We start from the raw sequence: 15,702 nt of genomic DNA, 5'->3' as shown, positions 1-15,702 counted from the left end.
CCCTGTGACCAGCACAGCGTGTAACCCCACGACAGCGGATTCACGGGTTCCTTATACCGTCTTCATCGTGTACAACAGGTCTACACCACTAAGTGGTGTAGACCAGAGACGCTGCCGTCCCCTTCCATGGTTCCCGGGCGGCGCCTTGCCCTCCTGGAGGAACTTGTGACCACGGCCAGCGCCGCTCCCGCGGCGGAGAAGAAGAAGGGTGCCGGGGCGATGGCTGTGCTGCAGCGCATCGGCCGCTCCCTGATGCTGCCGGTGGCGGTGCTGCCCGCCGCCGCCCTCCTGGTGCGTCTGGGCAACACGGACATGCTGGGCGACCCGACCTACCCGGCGTTCCTCACGAAGATCGCCTCCTTCATGGCGGCCGGCGGCAACGCGATCCTCGACAACATGGCGCTGCTGTTCGCCGTGGGCATCGCGATCGGCTTCGCGAAGAAGTCGGACGGCTCGACGGCGCTCTCCGCGGTGGTCGGCTACCTGGTCTTCAAGAACGTGCTCGCCACGTTCACCGACAAGAACCTGCCGAAGATCGCGACGGTCGTCGATGGCAAGGTCCAGATGGTGAACGCCCCGGTCGATGCCAAGGTCCTCGGCGGCGTGGTGATGGGCATCGTCGTGGCCCTGCTGTACCAGCGCTTCTACCGCACCAAGCTGCCCGACTGGGCGGGCTTCTTCGGCGGCCGCCGCCTCGTCCCGATCCTGTCCGCCTTCGCGGGCCTGCTCATCGGCATCGTCTTCGGCTACATCTGGCCGGTCCTCGGCACCGGTCTGCACAGCTTCGGCGAGTGGCTGGTGGGCTCGGGCGCCGTCGGCGCGGGCATCTTCGGTGTCGCCAACCGCGCGCTGATCCCGATCGGCATGCACCACCTGCTGAACTCCTTCCCCTGGTTCCAGGCGGGCGAGTACCACGGCAAGAGCGGCGACATCGCGCGCTTCCTGGCCGGTGACCCGCACGCGGGCCAGTTCATGACCGGCTTCTTCCCGATCATGATGTTCGGCCTCCCGGCCGCCTGCCTCGCCATCGTGCACTGCGCCCGCCCGGAGCGCCGCAAGGTGGTCGGCGGCATGATGTTCTCGCTCGCGCTGACCAGCTTCGTCACCGGCGTCACCGAGCCGATCGAGTTCACCTTCATGTTCATCGCGCCGGTCCTGTACGCCATCCACGCGGTCCTCACCGGCGTCTCCATGGCGCTGACCTGGTCGCTGGGCATGCGGGACGGCTTCGGCTTCTCGGCCGGCGCGGTCGACTTCGGTCTGAACTTCGGCATCGCGAGCAACCCGCTGGGGCTGGTCGTGGTCGGCCTGTGCTTCGCGGTGGTCTACTACGCGGTCTTCCGCTTCGCGATCATCAAGTTCAACCTGCCCACGCCTGGCCGCGAGTCCGACGAGGAACTCGCCGAACTGCAGAAGGCCGAGGCCAAGTAGGCCGGCCCCGCACACCCCGAAGGCCCCCGGAGCCAGTACGGCTCCGGGGGCCTTCTCGTGCCCGGGGGCGGGGTCAGATCTCGTACGTGGCCCGCGGCGTGGCCAGCTCCACCGGCCCCGCGAAGACCTCGCGCGCGTCCGCGAGGTTGACCTGCGGGTCCGTCCACGGCGGGATGTGGGTGAGGACCAGGCGGCGGGCGCCCGCGCGGGCCGCCGTCTCACCCGCCTCACGGCCGTTGAGGTGCAGGTCGGGGATGTTCTCCTTGCCGTGCGTGAACGCTGCCTCGCACAGGAACAGGTCGGTGTCCCGGGCCAGCTCGTCCAGCGCCGCGCTGACGCCCGTGTCGCCGGAGTACGTCAGGGACTTTCCGCCGTGCTCGATGCGGATGGCGTACGCCTCCACGGGGTGACGGACCCGCTCGGTGTGCACGGTGAACGGGCCGATCTCGAACGTGGACGGCTTGACCGTGTGGAAGTCGAAGACCTCGCTCATGGAGGAGGCGGAGGGGGTGTCGGCGTACGCCGTGGTCAGACGGTGTTCGGTGCCCTCGGGGCCGTAGACCGGGATCGGGTCGCAGCGGCCGCCGTCGTGACGGTAGTAACGCGCGACGAAGTACGCGCACATGTCGATGCAGTGATCGGCGTGCAGATGGCTCAGGAAGATGGCGTCGAGGTCGTAGAGACCGCAGTGGCGCTGCAACTCGCCCAGGGCGCCGTTGCCCATGTCGAGGAGCAGCCGGAAGCCGTCGGCCTCGACGAGGTAGCTCGAGCAGGCCGATTCCGCGGACGGGAACGACCCCGAGCAGCCGACGACGGTGAGCTTCATGAAGCAGAAACCTCCGTTGGCGGAAACCGATGGGCGGGATGCGGGGAGAGGGGTCGGGAAGGGGGGCAGACGGGGGTCGTGCGGTTTGTTGAGCGTAAGGCGCAAAAGGGCCGGTCGCTCCTCCGCCAGGGGCCGTTGTGGGCGAACTCACCTGTGGTGTCACCGGTTCGGCTGGACCGGGGGCGCAGGTAGCTCACAAGAGGGCGCGCGCCGCCGTGCGCACGCCGGTAACGTCGTCCGTATGGACACGTCATGGTGGCTGGCGCTCGCGGCGGTGGTACTGCTCGCGTTGGTCGCCACGCTCGTCGACGGCTGGGGCCGGGGCCGCCGGCCCGGCGGGCGCCGGCTGCGGCCGCCAGGGCGTCCCGGCGGCCGGGCCCGGGTGACGACACGTCCGCATCCGGGGGACATCTGGTGGGCGAACGTGCCCTACGAGGACCACGCAGAGGTGAAGGACCGGCCGTGTCTGGTGCTGTCCGTGCGCGGCAACCGGGCCACGGTCGCGAAGATCACCAGCAAGTACCACGACGAGCGCGCCGGGGTGATCCCGCTGCCGCCCGGCTCGGTCGGCGACGCCCACGGCCGGCCCAGCTTCCTGCAGACGGACGAGCTGCGGGAAGTCCCGGTGTGGGACTTCCGCCGCCGGGTGGGCGTGGTCGACCCGGTCCTGTGGGACCAGGTCCGACACCTCGCCGGCTAGCCGGGCGCCGGTGCCGGGGCACCAGTGCCGCATCAGGCAACGTTCGCCCTGTCGACCACGGCTCGTAGCCGTTGATCGTCAGCGTGGCGGTTTCGCCAGATGATCAAGCGGCGGATCATGCTGCCCTGCTCCTTGTGGCTGGCGTGGTCGGTGCCGTCGAGGGTGAAGTAGCGCAGGGCGGTGAACTGGGCCTCGATGCGGTTCAGCCATGAGCTGTTGGTCGGGGTGCAGGCGAGTTCTACGTTGTTGGCCGCAGCCCAGTCGCCGACCCGGCTGTCCCTCTTCGTGGTCAAGTGAGGGGAGAAGTTGTCGAGCACGATCGCGATCCGGATCTTCGGCGGGTAGAGGCTGCGCAGGTAACGGCAGAACTCCAGGAATCTCGTCCGGTTCTTCTTCGGCTTGATGTGCCCGTAGAGCTTGTCCTCGCCGAGGTCGTAGGCGGCGATCAGGTGTCTGACCCCGTGCGGCCGGGTGTAGGTCGCCCGCCTGCGGGGCCTGGGTTACCGGTCGGGGCCCTTGTGCTTCCCGCCGCGCTCGGCCCCCTGCCGCCCGGGGTGAGGCTGGAGGTTGAGCGGCCCGAACTCGTCCAGACAGAACACCACATCGGGCTCGCCCTCCTCGGGTATCACTTCGCCGTCGTTGATCGCATACAGGTGCTCGACGCGGGCCTTCTTGGCCGCATAGTCGGGGTCGCGGGAAGTCTTCCAGGTCTTTATGCCTTGACCGGCTTGGCCAGGCTCCAGGTCGAGAACGGCAGGCCGCGCCCAGCCGGCCTGGACTTGGCGATCTTCTTGATCTCCCGGCGCTCGGGCAAAGTGAAGGTCGATCCTCACCACGGGCATGCCCTGGGCGGACAGCAGCACCACCTGGGCCCGCCGCCAGGTCACCACCGACCCGGTGCCCCTGCGGATGATCCGCAACAGCCGCTTACCTTCGTCGTCATCGATCTCGCGTACCCGCACTCGTTCTGCCACCAGCACGGCCTGGCGGACGAGCACCGCCGGAACACCACCGAACGGCACGTCACATCACGGTAGAACAAAGGCCGGCCTCCCCTGATCCGGCACTATTTCCCCTGGGACAGCAGCAGGCTGCCGAGGGCGGTGCGCCGGTGCAGGACCGACTTGCCGGAGCGGTTCGTGGAGATCAGCCCGGCACCGCGAAGGGCCGCTGTGTGGGCGGAGACCGTCGCGGCGCTGACGCAGAGCCGTCGGGCGAGCTCGGTCGTGGTGCGCTCTTCGCCCAGCAGGTCCAGAAGCTCCGCGCGGGTGCTCCCGATCACCTTTGCCAGCGCTTCAGGGCCGACGGAGCCGTCGGGCTGCGGCGGGAAGCCGGAACCGGCCGGATAGGTGACCGCGACCGCGCGGCCCGGGAGATCGGACAGCAGCGGCCCGCCGGACCAATGGAAGCTCGGCAGGAGAAGCAGCCCACGCCCGCCGAGGTGGACCTCCCGCGGCCTTCCCGGGAGTTCCCAGACCCCGTCGTGCAGCCGGGCGCCGGGCAGCAGCCCGGCCAGCACCGAGCCGATTCCGCCTTCGGCGATCTGCACGGCCCGGTGCACGAACTCGGCGTGGTGAAGGTCCTGCACCTGAGCCCAGACCGGGGCGAGCAGTGCCTCGAACGCCGCGTGCTGCGCGCGGTGGATCAGTCGCCAGGCCTCAGCGTCACCCCGGCGCAGGTCGTGGATCCATGCCGGTGCGGGCATCCTCGCGGGCACGTAGATGCGCTCCAGTTCGGCGCCAACCACCTCGGCCGGGACCGAGCGGACTTGTTCCAGTGCCTCTGGGAGGGAATCCGCGAACACGTCCAGGAAGCTCGGCGCCCGCCCGGCCGGGACCAGGTCCGCGAGCGGGTCGACCGCCTTCGGCAGGGCACGCAGAACCCTGCGTCGCCAGGAGCCGTGGAGCAGGTCGCCATCCTGACGGCACATCATCATCAGCGCCGTGTTGAGCTCCTGGAGCGGCGCCGGCCGAGGCGCGAGATTGATCCGGGCGAAGTCGTCCGGCGTGAAGTGGATCCGAAGCACGGCACCCCCTACGTGTCGGCACTGGCAGCATCCAGGGCGCCATCCTTGAGCCCCAAACCTAAACGATCGCCCGTGCCGGGCCGGCGGGACAGCATGAGCCGTATGACCAACGACTTCCCGCTCAGCCGACGAGCCGTCACCAGGTCCGCATTGCTGGGCTCCGCCGCGCTGTTGCTCGGCGCAGGCAACCGCGCCTACGCCAACTCCCGGGCCGCCGCTGCGGCCCCGGCATCGAGCGGTGCCGTACTCACTCTGCCCGCGCCTACCGGCCGCCACCCCGTGGGGTGCCAGTCGGTGCACCTCGTCGACCACTCCCGACCCGACCCGTGGGAGCCCGGGATTCCCGTGCGGGAGCTGATGCTGACGCTCTTCTACCCGGCCCGGAACATCACCGGCCTCGCTCCAGCCCCGCAGCTGCCGTCGCAGGCCGCGAGCCGGTTCGGAGAGATCGCTCCGTTCACCCCGCTACAGCTCCCCGGCACAGGCGTGGACTGGGGTGCCACCCTTTCCCACTCTGTCACGGGTGCCGCGGCGCTGCCGGGCCGGTGGCCGGTGCTGGTGTACAGCCCTGGCGGTGGCGACCCGCGGGGCCTGGGGACTTCCCTGGCCGAGGACCTGGCAAGCCACGGCGCCGTCGTCGTCTCGGTCGACCACCCCGGGGACGCCGCCGCGGTCGAATTCCCGGGCACCACGCCGTTCCGGAACGATCCGGTGCGGACAACGATCCTGCGCGGCGACCCGCGGGACCAGCCGCCCCTCTTCCGCGCACTGATCGACACCCGGATTGCCGACCTGCACTTCGTTCTCGGCCAACTCGAGCATGCGGCCGACCTGCCGCTGCCGCGCGGACTCGCCGACACACTCGACCTCCGCCGTCTCGGTGTGTACGGGCACTCGGCGGGAGGGAGCACCGTCACCGAGGTGATGTACGAGAACCAGCGGGTCCGCGCCGGGATCAATCTGGAGGGCTACCTGGACTATCCGCCCACCCTGCCAGGTGGCGCCGCCGAGCCGTTCCCGGTCGCGGCCGAAGGGGTGGACCGGCCGCTGCTCCTGCTGGGCACCGAGGGGTTCAACCGCCGGCAGGAACTGGACCGTTCCTGGTCGGCCATGGCCGCTCTCTCGGGTCCGTGGGTCCGTACCATGCGCATCGCCGACGCCAACCACTGGATCTTCACTGACTACGCCGCGATGCTCCCTCAGCTCCAGACGGCCGGGTTGATGACGGCAGCAGGGCGGAACAGGCTGATCGGCACCGTCGCCCCGACCGTCTCGGTGCCGAAGGTCCGCCACGCGGTTCGCGGATTCTTCGCACGGCACCTGGCCACCCTCTGATCTGTAAGAAACGGCCTCGCCCAGGCACACGCCACCCGGACACACATCCCGCCAGTGCATCCAGGGAAGCAAACGTTGCCTGATGCGGCACTAGCTCACCGTCACGGTGACCCTCCATTCCTCGATGCCCTTGCAGGAGACCTGGCCGGGGGCCGTGGGCTCGGGGCACAGGGGACGGGACGACGTCAGCTCGGTCTTTCCGGCCGCCACCGCCTGGTAGGCGGCGCTCGCGTCGCCCGGCTGGAGGACGAAGCCCGCGTTGATCGCCTTCAGGGCGGTACCGCTCGCCGCGACCGGCTTCCAGGGGCGGCTCCTGGTCCCGTCGAGGGTGAGCCGCAGCTCGCCGCCCTTGGCCAGGCAGACGGTACGGCCGTTGTCGGCGGCGGTCAGCTCCACGTGGGTGACACAGCCGCTGCCGGACGACGGGGCGGACGCCGAGGGCGACACCTTGCCGTTGTCTCCGCTGCCGCTGCCGTTGTCCCCGCCGCTCTGGGAGCCGCAGCCCGCGAGCAGCAGCGCTGCCGCCGCGAGGGCGACGGTCGTCGTACGGCGCATGGGGTCCGCCTTTCTGCCGTGGCCGGCCGGCCTGCCGGTCTCCTGGTGCAGATGAGACGTACCACCGGGACGGACGGATCCCGCACCCGGAATGCTTTCTTCCGGGTACGGGATCCGATTGCCGTACGGCTCAGCTGGTCGTCAGGGCGGTGTCGTCCACGACGAAGCTGGTCTGGAGGGAGGAGTCCTCCACCCCGCTGAACTTCAGGGTGACCGTCTGACCCGCGAACGAGGACAGGTCGAAGGTCTTCTGCGCGTACCCGGAGGCGGCGTTGAGGTTCGAGTACGTCGCCAGGGTCGTCGAACCGGCGGTCACCGTCAGCTTGTCGTACGCGGTGCTGCTGGTGGTCTCGGCGGTGTCGACGTGCAGGTAGAAGGTGAAGCTGGCCTTGCAGCCGGACGGGACGGTCACCGACTGGGACAGCGTGTCGGTGTGCGAGGAGCCGTAGCCGTCGAGCCAGGCCTTGTAGGAACCGCCGTGGGCGGCCTCACCGGAGTCGTTGGTGATGACGCCGCTGCTCGCGGTCCAGGTGGTGTTGCCCGACTCGAAGCCCGGGTTGCCGAGCAGCTGGGCCGAGGTGCAGGTGCCGCCGGAGGAGCCGACCGTCCAGGTGAAGGAGGTCGAGCCGGAGGCGCCGGTGGAGTCGGTCGCGGTGACCGTGACCTGGTAGGTGCCCGCGGTGGACGCCGTACCGGAGATCAGGCCGGAGGAGCTGTTGATGGACAGGCCGGCCGGCAGGCCGGAGGCGCTGTAGGTCAGGGTCGCGCCCGCGCTGTCGGTGGCGTGGATCTGCAGGCTGGCCGAGCCGCCGGTGGTGGTCGACTGGCTGCCCGGGTTGGTGACGGTCACCGTGTTGCCGGTGCTGGTGCCGGCGGTGAAGGCGGTGGTGCCGTTCGGGGTGCCCCAGCCGGTCGGGCCGTCGTAGCCGGTGCCCGCGGTGCAGAAGTACGAGGTGGAGCAGGAGCCGTTGCTGCCGCTGGTCACGTCGTACAGGTTGCTCGTGTGGGAGTACGGGTACTTCGCCGGGTAGTCGCTGGAGCCCGGCGTGCCCGCGAGGGCGTAGACGCCGGCGACGATCGGGGCGGAGGCGCTGGTGCCGCCGTAGACCGCCCAGCCGGAGCCGCCGTAGGTGTCGTAGACCGCCACACCGGTGGCCGGGTCGGCGACCGCGGAGACGTCGGCCTCCATGCGCTTGGAGCAGCCGCTGTCGGTCTGCCAGCTCGGCTTCGGGTCGTACGCCGAGCAGCCGGAGCCGGTGCCCTCGGTGGAGCTGGTGTGCCACACCGACTCGCTCCAGCCACGGGAGTTGGAGGCGGTGGTGAGCGCGGTGCCGCCGACGGCGGTCACGTACTGGGAGGTCGCCGGGTACTCGGCGCCGTAGGCGGAGTCACCGGAGGAGACGGTGATGGCGACGCCCGGGTGCTTGAAGTACTGGGTGTCCTCGCTGGTCTGGGAGGAGGACTCGGAGCCGCCCCAGCTGTTGGACACGACCTTGGCGCCGAGCGAGACCGCCTCGTTCTCGGCGATGCCGAGGTCGGTGTCGTTCGCCGAGTTCGCCTCGACCAGGTCGATGTTGCAGTTCGGGCAGACCGCGCTGACCATGTCGAGGTCGAGCGCCTCTTCACCGGCCCAGCCGGTGTCGTTGGTCGGCAGCGAGGTGGTGGAGCCGGTCTGGCTGACCTGCTTGAAGCAGCCGTTGGCCTTGGTGCACGCGGACAGGCCGTAGGTGGAGCGGTAAGTTGCCAGGTCCGCCTCGGCGTTGGGGTCGTTGTAGGCGTCGACGATGGCAACGGTCAGGCCGGAACCGCCCGTCGAGGGCAGGTTGTAGGCGCTGTGCAGGTTGGCCGGGGAGAGGCCGGAGGGCGCGGCGGCGGCGAGCGCCGAGGCGAGCCGCTGCTTGATGTCGGTGCGGCGCTGGGCGAAGCAGGACGCGTGGCCCGGCTTGGCGGTGGCGCACAGACGGGTCGTCGGGACCTTCTGCCCGGCCTTGCCGGTCGAGTGGAAGATCTGGTGCTCCGGGGCGGTCAGAGCCTTGGCGTTCTGCGCGGCCCGGGAGATGTGGGGCGCGGGAGCGGCGGCGGCCTGGGCCCCGGCCACCGGTGCCGCGGCCAGTCCGGCGACGGTCAGGGCGAGGGTGGGGAGGGCGACGGAGACGAGTCTTCGCAGACTCCGTCTCCGCCCGCTCGGGCGTGACTCACGCATGGGTACTGCCTCCATGGGGAAGTGGGGTTTCTCGCACTGGTCGGGCAGGCCCGTGACGCGCGTAGCGGCGGCAGTACCGCGCAGTCATGAGCATGACACTTCAGACGCCCCGCATGCCGAATGAGCGTGACATGACAGGGTGCGGGAGGAACGTAGCCCTGGCCCGAGAGTCACCGGCAGTACCGGAGGGAATTCTTTGCCCCTCCATAGGATGGGATTGGCCCCCTCATAGGAGGGGGCTGGCGTGCGCTTGAGGCGGGCTATGCCCAGAGCTGGCCCTGGAGCGTCTCGATGGCCTCCTCGGTGGTGGCCGCCGTGTAGACGCCGGTGGAGAGGTACTTCCAGCCCCCGTCGGCCACGATGAAGACGATGTCGGCGCTCTCGCCGGCCTGCACCGCCTTCCTGCCGACGCCGATCGCCGCGTGCAGGGCGGCGCCGGTGGAGACGCCCGCGAAGATGCCCTCCTGCTGCAGGAGTTCACGGGTGCGGGTGACCGCGTCGGCGGAGCCGACCGAGAAGCGGGTCGTGAGCACGGAGGCGTCGTACAGCTCCGGCACGAAGCCCTCGTCGAGGTTGCGCAGGCCGTAGACCAGATCGTCGTAGCGTGGTTCGGCGGCGACGATCTTCACGTCCGGCTTGTGCTCGCGCAGGTAGCGGCCGACGCCCATGAGGGTGCCGGTGGTGCCGAGGCCCGCGACGAAGTGGGTGATGGAGGGGAGGTCGGCGAGGATCTCCGGGCCTGTCGTCGCGTAGTGGGCGCCCGCGTTGTCCGGGTTGCCGTACTGGTAGAGCATCACCCAGTCGGGGTGCTCGGCGGCCAGCTCCTTGGCCACGCGCACGGCGGTGTTGGAGCCCCCCGCGGCCGGCGAGGAGATGATCTCGGCACCCCACATGCCGAGCAGGTCCCGGCGCTCCTGCGAGGTGTTCTCGGGCATCACGCACACCATGCGGTAGCCCTTGAGCTTCGCCGCCATGGCCAGGGAGATGCCCGTGTTGCCGGAGGTCGGCTCCAGGATCGTGCAGCCCGGGGTGAGCCGGCCGTCCTTCTCCGCCTGCTCGATCATGTGCAGGGCCGGGCGGTCCTTGACCGAGCCGGTCGGGTTGCGGTCCTCCAGCTTGGCCCAGATACGGACGTCCGGGGACGGCGACAACCGCGGCAGGCGCACCAGGGGGGTGTTGCCCACCGCGGCCAGCGGGGAGTCGTAGCGCATGCCGGTCTCAGGCCATGCCGCCGGCCACGGCCGGCAGGATCGTCACGGTGTCGCCGTCGGACAGCTTGGTGTCGATGCCGTCGACGAAGCGGACGTCCTCGTCGTTCAGGTACACGTTGACGAAGCGGCGCAGCTGGCCGTTGTCCACGATGCGGGCCTGGATGCCCGCGTGCCGGGTCTCGAGGTCGGCGAACAGGTCGGCGAGGGTCTCACCGCTGCCCTCCACCGCCTTCTGGCCGTCGGTGAACTGGCGGAGGATGGTCGGGATGCGGACCTCGATGGCCATGGTTGCGGGCTCCTGTCGGAAAGGGTTGGTTCGTCGAATCGGTGTGGGCGCGCCCGGGTCCCCCAGGCTTTCGGCACCGGGTGAGCGCCCCGGCACGGCCGTACGGCGGCGGGGAACGTCAACAGATGGCGCTGCTCAGCCTGCACAGGTCGACGTGCAGCCGCGCGACGAGCATGATGCCCGGCGTCTTCTCGCTCACGTCGTTCAGAACCATGGGCTCATCGTATCGATTCCCGGTCCGGGTCCCGGAATGTGATCTCGCATGCTGGATGAATTCTGACCGAACTGTGGTCAGGGCGGCTCAGTACGCCGCCACGACCTCGACCTCTTCCTCTGAGACCTCGCCGTCGAGGATCCGGAAGGAGCGGAACTGGAACTCGCCGAGGCCGTCGGCGTCGGCGGTGGAGACCAGGACGTAGTGGGCGCCGGGCTCGTTGGCGTAGCCGATGTCGGTCCGGGAGGGGTAGGCCTCGGTGGCCGTGTGGGAGTGGTAGATGATCACCGGCTCCTCGTCGCGGTCGTCCATCTCGCGGTAGAGCTTGAGCAGGTCCTGCGAGTCGAACTCGTAGAAGGTGGGCGAGCGGGCCGCGTTCAGCATCGGGATGAAGCGCTCGGGGCGGCCGGTGCCCACCGGGCCGGCGACCACGCCGCACGCCTCGTCGGGGTGGTCCTCGCGCGCGTGGGCGACGATCTGGTCGTACAGGGCCTGGGTGATGGTCAGCATGGGGGTCAGGATAAGCAGAGGGGCCGTCCCGTACCGAGGCGTGGTACGGGACGGCCCGCATGATGGACGTCCTGAGCGGCGGCCTCCGGGGGCGCCACGAGTACTCCCGGCGGCCGGACGTCCTGGGGATGGTCTCCCCGGTGGTCAGCCCACCTGCTCCAGCTCCGGCTCGCGCCGGTCGGCGACCTCCGGCGTGCGGTTCTTCAGGAACAGCCAGCCGATGCCGAGCGCGACCGCCCAGACCGCCATCACGTACAGGCAGACGCGGGAGTCGGCGTCGTAGGCGATCAGGCCGGTGACGAAGAGCAGGAACGCGATGGCGATGTACGAGCACACCGCACCGCCCGGCGCCGGGAAGGAGGAGGCGGGCAGCCGGCCCGCGTCGACCGCGCGGCGGTACAGGACGTGGCTGACCAGGATCATCAGCCAGGTCCAGATGCCGGCCGCGGTGGCGACGGAGGTGACGTAGCCGAACGCCTTCTCCGGGACGACGTAGTTCAGGACCACGCCGATGCCCATGAACAGCACCGAGACGGTGATGCCGAGCGCCGGGGTCTTGGACGCCGACAGCTTCGAGAAGGCCCGCGGGGCCTCGCCGTTGTCGGCCAGGGTGCGCAGCATGCGGCCGGTGGAGTACATGCCCGAGTTGCAGGACGACAGGGCCGCGGTGAGCACCACGAAGTTGACGATGCCGGCGCCGGCCGGGATGCCGATCATGGCGAAGGCCTTCACGAAGGGGCTGACGCCCTCGGTGAACTCGGTCCACTTGACCACGCACAGGATGACGGTGAGGGCACCGACGTAGAACAGGCCGATGCGCCAGGGCAGCGTGTTGATGGCCTTCGGGAGGGTCTTCTCCGGGTTCTCGGACTCGCCCGCGGTGACGCCGACCAGCTCGACGGCGAGGTAGGCGAACATCACGCCCTGCAGGGTCATCAGCGAGGAGCCGATGCCCTTGGGGAAGAAGCCGTCGAACTGCCACAGGTTGGAGACCGACGCGGTGTCACCGGCGGCGCTGAAGCCGAAGGTGAGCACACCGAGACCGATCACGATCATGCCGATCAGGGCGGTGACCTTGACCATCGAGAACCAGAACTCCAGCTCGCCGAAGAGCTTCACGGAGATCAGGTTCACCCCGAAGAGGACCACCAGGAAGACGAGCGCCGTCACCCACTGCGGGACGGACGGGAACCAGTAGTTGATGTAGATCGCGGCGGCCGTCAGCTCGGCCATGCCGGTGACCACCCACATCAGCCAGTACGTCCAGGCCGTGAAATAGCCGAAGAACGGGCCGAGGAACTCGCGGGAGTAGTCCGCGAAGGAGCCGGAGACCGGGCGGTAGAGCAGCAGCTCGCCCAGGGCTCGCATGATGAAGAAGATGATCACGCCTGCGAGGGCGTACATCAGGATGAGGCTGGGGCCCGCCTTCTCGATGTTGGCCCCGGCCTTGAGGAACAGACCGACGCCGATGGCGCCGCCGATCGCGATCATCTGGACCTGGCGGCTGCCGAGCCCGCGCTCGTAGCCCTCCTCAGGGGCTTCGGTGACCCTCTCAGAGGTCATGTCGTGGTGCGCCTTTCTCCATGCCGACCCGGGCCTTTCGTCGGCCTCGGATCGGGTTTCGATCCCCCCGGATTGATGGAGCTGAGCGGGTTTCGCGAGCCCGCTCGTGCCTGGCCGACGGTCGCCGGCTCGGTGGCGCACCCGGCCGGACATGGGTGGTGTCGGCCGGGCGGTCGTGAAGATTTATCACGGCCGCAATATTGATCACAGAAGCACGATGTGACGCACCGCACAGGGAGAAGCGGACAAAGAACGCCCTAAAGCGGCAAACCAGGCCGCAACGGTGACATGATCGTTATCCGGATTTGAGCGTCCTCTGAGCGAACACCAAGTGCACTAGAAATCAGGACAAGTTACGGCATAAGAGTGGTGACGAGCGTCTCCTGGAGGCCGCCGAGCCACAGATACGCCATCACCATCGGCTTGCGCGGGTCCTCGTCCGGGAGCCGGTAGAGCAGATCGGTGTCGTCCTCGTCGGTGATCTCCAGCCGGGCGCCGATCGCCAGGCGAAGGTCGTTGAGGGCGCCGAGCCAGTACCTCGACTCCTCCGGGGACAGCTTGAGGACGGCCCCGCCCTCGCCCACCGGGGACAGCGCATCCAGGCTGCGGATCACCGCGAGGGCGTTCTCCCGCTTGCCGGCCCTGAGGTCGTTCTCGGTGTAGCGGCGGAACTCGGCCGAGTGCGCCAGGGACTCCTCGGCCTCGGCCGGGGAGTCGGGCGCCCGCTCCGGGTCGCTGTAGGCGTCCGGGAAGAGCCTGCGCAGGACGGGGTCGCTGGGCGGCTCGCTGGGACCCTCGGCGAACAGCTCGGCCAGGGGGTCGGCGGGGGCGTCCGCGGCGGGTCCCGGCCCGATGAGCTCCAGGAGCTGGACGGCCAGCGACCGGATGATGGAGATCTCGACGTCGTCGAGTGCGACAGCCGCGCCGCCGCCGGGGATGTGTTCGAAGTGTCCGGACATGAAGAGGATTCGCTACTTCCGGTCCTGCTGGAGGGTGGCCCACAGTCCGTAGCCGTGCATCGCCTGCACGTCGCGCTCCATCTCCTCGCGACTGCCGCTGGAGACGACCGCCCGGCCCTTGTGGTGGACGTCGAGCATGAGCTTGGTGGCCTTGTCCTTCGGATAGCCGAAGTACGTCTGGAAGACGTACGTCACATAGCTCATGAGGTTGACCGGGTCGTTGTGGACGATCGTGACCCAGGGGACGTCGGGCTCGGGTACGGCGAAGACCTCCTCCGCCGACTCGGTGCGTTCGATCTCTACGGGCGCGGGTGACGTCACACACCCCATGCTGCCACGCGCCTTACAAATCGTCACACTGACGAAATGGGGGTACGATCCATTGCCATGCCGCATACACCGGGGGACAACCCCCGGACCCCCGGCCTGGCCTGGGGCACCCGGCGACACACGAGCTGACGGAGGTTTTGGTGAACGTGGCGGACCTTGGGCTGCCGGTGGACGTTCCCTCGACGGCGCTCTTCACGGACCAGTACGAGCTGACGATGCTGCAGGCCGCGCTGCGGGGCGGTACGGCCGAACGGCGCAGCGTGTTCGAGGTCTTCACCCGGCGGCTGCCGGACGGGCGCCGCTACGGCGTGGTGGCGGGCACCGGGCGTGTCCTGGACGCGGTCGAGAACTTCCGCTTCGACGAGGGTGTCCTCGGCTTCCTGCGGGAGCGGAACATCGTGGACGAGGAGACCCTGGAGTGGCTCGCCGGCTACCGCTTCAGCGGTGACATCTGGGGCTACCCCGAGGGCGAGGTGTACTTCCCCGGCTCGCCGATCGTCCGGGTCGAGGGCACTTTCGCCGAGTGCGTGCTGCTGGAGACCGTGATCCTCTCCATCCTCAACCACGACTCGGCGATCGCGGCCGCGGCCTCCCGGATGGCCTCCGCCGCGGGCGACCGCCCGCTGATCGAGATGGGCGCGCGCCGCACCCACGAGCTGGCGGCGGTGGCCGCGGCCCGGGCGGCGTACGTCGGCGGCTTCGCCACCACCTCCGACCTCGCGGCCGGCTTCCGGTACGGCATCCCGACCGTCGGCACCTCCGCGCACGCCTTCACCCTCCTGCACGACCAGGAGCGGGACGCCTTCCAGGCCCAGGTGGCCGCCCTCGGCCGGGGCACCACCCTGCTGGTCGACACCTACGACGTCGCCGAGGCGGTCCGTACGGCGGTGGAGGTGGCCGGGCCCGGGCTGGGCGCGGTGCGCATCGACTCCGGCGACCTGCTCCTGGTGGCCCACCGGGTCCGTCATCAGCTGGACGAGCTGGGGGCGACCGCCACGAAGATCGTCGTGACCTCCGACCTGGACGAGTACGCCATCGCCTCCCTGGCCGCGGCGCCGGTGGACGCGTACGGCGTCGGCACCCAGCTGGTGACCGGCTCCGGGCATCCGACCTGCTCGATGGTCTACAAGCTGGTCGCCCGCGCCGAGTCCGTCGACCCGGCGGCGCCGCTGGTGCCGGTCGCGAAGAAGTCCACCGGGGGCAAGACCTCCGTCGGCGGACGCAAGTGGGCGGCGCGGCGTCTGGACGACGAGGGGGTGGCCGAGGCCGAGGTGATCGGCACCGGACCGGTGCCGGCCGAGCTGGCCGATCGGCAGCTGCTGGTGCAGCTGGTCAAGGGCGGCGAGGTCGTCGCCCGCGAGCCGCTCGACGTGCCACGCGCGCGGCACGTCGCGGCGCGGGCCAACCTGCCGCTGTCCGCTACGCAGCTCTCCCGTGGGGAACCCGTCATTCCGACGGAGTACGTCCAGGGGCGCTCGGGTAGCTAGAGCGAGACCGCCGTCCGCCCCCTGTCAACGCCCCCTCCCGAACTGGCTGCAAAGTCTCTAGGCTCA

At 69.7% G+C, this 15,702-nt stretch carries 15 protein-coding genes and 1 pseudogene; 4 read left to right on the top strand and 12 right to left on the bottom strand.

Annotated elements, in window-relative coordinates; translation table 11 throughout:
* Positions 1-165 precede the first annotated feature (165 nt).
* Positions 166-1,431 carry a PTS transporter subunit EIIC gene (locus ACIF83_RS00625; RefSeq protein WP_393463979.1) on the top strand — a complete coding sequence of 422 codons (1,266 nt, stop codon included), beginning with the start codon at positions 166-168 and terminating at the stop codon, positions 1,429-1,431.
* Between the two features lie 73 nt (positions 1,432-1,504).
* On the opposite strand, the gene ACIF83_RS00620 is transcribed toward ACIF83_RS00625, so the two are convergent.
* On the bottom strand, positions 1,505-2,257 hold the full coding sequence (locus ACIF83_RS00620) for an MBL fold metallo-hydrolase (protein WP_398139007.1): 753 nt from the start codon (positions 2,255-2,257) through the stop codon (positions 1,505-1,507).
* Positions 2,258-2,498: 241 nt separating this feature from the next.
* Here ACIF83_RS00620 and ACIF83_RS00615 point away from each other — a divergent pair, with 241 nt between their 5' ends.
* Complete coding sequence (locus tag ACIF83_RS00615; RefSeq protein WP_393463973.1) at positions 2,499-2,957, top strand: type II toxin-antitoxin system PemK/MazF family toxin; 459 nt, start codon at positions 2,499-2,501, stop codon at positions 2,955-2,957.
* 32 nt (positions 2,958-2,989) lie between these two features.
* On the opposite strand, the pseudogene ACIF83_RS00610 reads toward ACIF83_RS00615, so the two are convergent.
* Together ACIF83_RS00610 and ACIF83_RS00605 are read right to left on the bottom strand one after the other, a co-directional pair.
* Positions 2,990-3,931, bottom strand: a pseudogene (locus tag ACIF83_RS00610) (transposase).
* Positions 3,932-4,023: 92 nt separating this feature from the next.
* On the bottom strand, positions 4,024-4,983 hold the full coding sequence (locus ACIF83_RS00605) for an ArsR/SmtB family transcription factor (protein WP_399722521.1): 960 nt from the start codon (positions 4,981-4,983) through the stop codon (positions 4,024-4,026).
* 102 nt (positions 4,984-5,085) lie between these two features.
* Here ACIF83_RS00605 and ACIF83_RS00600 point away from each other — a divergent pair, with 102 nt between their 5' ends.
* On the top strand, positions 5,086-6,318 hold the full coding sequence (locus ACIF83_RS00600) for an alpha/beta hydrolase family protein (protein WP_399722518.1): 1,233 nt from the start codon (positions 5,086-5,088) through the stop codon (positions 6,316-6,318).
* A 90-nt stretch (positions 6,319-6,408) separates the two neighbouring features.
* On the opposite strand, the gene ACIF83_RS00595 is transcribed toward ACIF83_RS00600, so the two are convergent.
* The 9 genes from ACIF83_RS00595 to clpS all read right to left on the bottom strand — a co-directional run bounded on the left by ACIF83_RS00595 (position 6,409) and on the right by clpS (position 14,149).
* Entirely contained in the window at positions 6,409-6,873 is a 465-nt protein-coding gene (locus ACIF83_RS00595) for a hypothetical protein (protein ID WP_393463964.1), read from the bottom strand.
* Positions 6,874-7,003: 130 nt separating this feature from the next.
* Positions 7,004-9,076 carry a putative Ig domain-containing protein gene (locus ACIF83_RS00590; protein ID WP_399722515.1) on the bottom strand — a complete coding sequence of 691 codons (2,073 nt, stop codon included), beginning with the start codon at positions 9,074-9,076 and terminating at the stop codon, positions 7,004-7,006.
* Positions 9,077-9,336: 260 nt separating this feature from the next.
* Entirely contained in the window at positions 9,337-10,287 is a 951-nt protein-coding gene (locus tag ACIF83_RS00585) for a PLP-dependent cysteine synthase family protein (protein WP_145882526.1), read from the bottom strand.
* Positions 10,288-10,294: 7 nt separating this feature from the next.
* The gene (locus tag ACIF83_RS00580; protein WP_393463958.1) at positions 10,295-10,573 is read right to left on the bottom strand and encodes a MoaD/ThiS family protein; all 279 of its coding nucleotides are present in this window, start codon (positions 10,571-10,573) and stop codon (positions 10,295-10,297) included.
* Positions 10,574-10,691: 118 nt separating this feature from the next.
* Positions 10,692-10,787, bottom strand: coding sequence for a putative leader peptide (locus tag ACIF83_RS00575; protein ID WP_393463956.1), 96 nt, complete (start codon positions 10,785-10,787; stop codon positions 10,692-10,694).
* Between the two features lie 87 nt (positions 10,788-10,874).
* Complete coding sequence (locus ACIF83_RS00570; protein WP_399722510.1) at positions 10,875-11,297, bottom strand: Mov34/MPN/PAD-1 family protein; 423 nt, start codon at positions 11,295-11,297, stop codon at positions 10,875-10,877.
* A 144-nt stretch (positions 11,298-11,441) separates the two neighbouring features.
* A complete protein-coding gene (locus ACIF83_RS00565; protein ID WP_393463950.1) occupies positions 11,442-12,860 on the bottom strand; it encodes an amino acid permease in 1,419 nt (472 codons plus the stop codon).
* A gap of 353 nt (positions 12,861-13,213) precedes the next feature.
* Complete coding sequence (locus tag ACIF83_RS00560; RefSeq protein WP_393463947.1) at positions 13,214-13,819, bottom strand: DUF2017 domain-containing protein; 606 nt, start codon at positions 13,817-13,819, stop codon at positions 13,214-13,216.
* A gap of 12 nt (positions 13,820-13,831) precedes the next feature.
* A complete protein-coding gene (gene clpS, locus ACIF83_RS00555; RefSeq protein WP_360962866.1) occupies positions 13,832-14,149 on the bottom strand; it encodes an ATP-dependent Clp protease adapter ClpS in 318 nt (105 codons plus the stop codon).
* 140 nt (positions 14,150-14,289) lie between these two features.
* Between clpS and ACIF83_RS00550 the strand changes: the two genes are divergently transcribed.
* Entirely contained in the window at positions 14,290-15,636 is a 1,347-nt protein-coding gene (locus ACIF83_RS00550; RefSeq protein ID WP_398139013.1) for a nicotinate phosphoribosyltransferase, read from the top strand.
* The last annotated feature ends 66 nt before the right edge of the window (positions 15,637-15,702 follow it).

It is taken from the genome of Streptomyces sp. NPDC085866, assembly GCF_044541035.1.
Lineage (GTDB): Bacteria > Actinomycetota > Actinomycetes > Streptomycetales > Streptomycetaceae > Streptomyces.
Note: the sequence above shows the minus strand (reverse complement) of the source record. Positions and strands in the feature narration are given on the sequence as shown.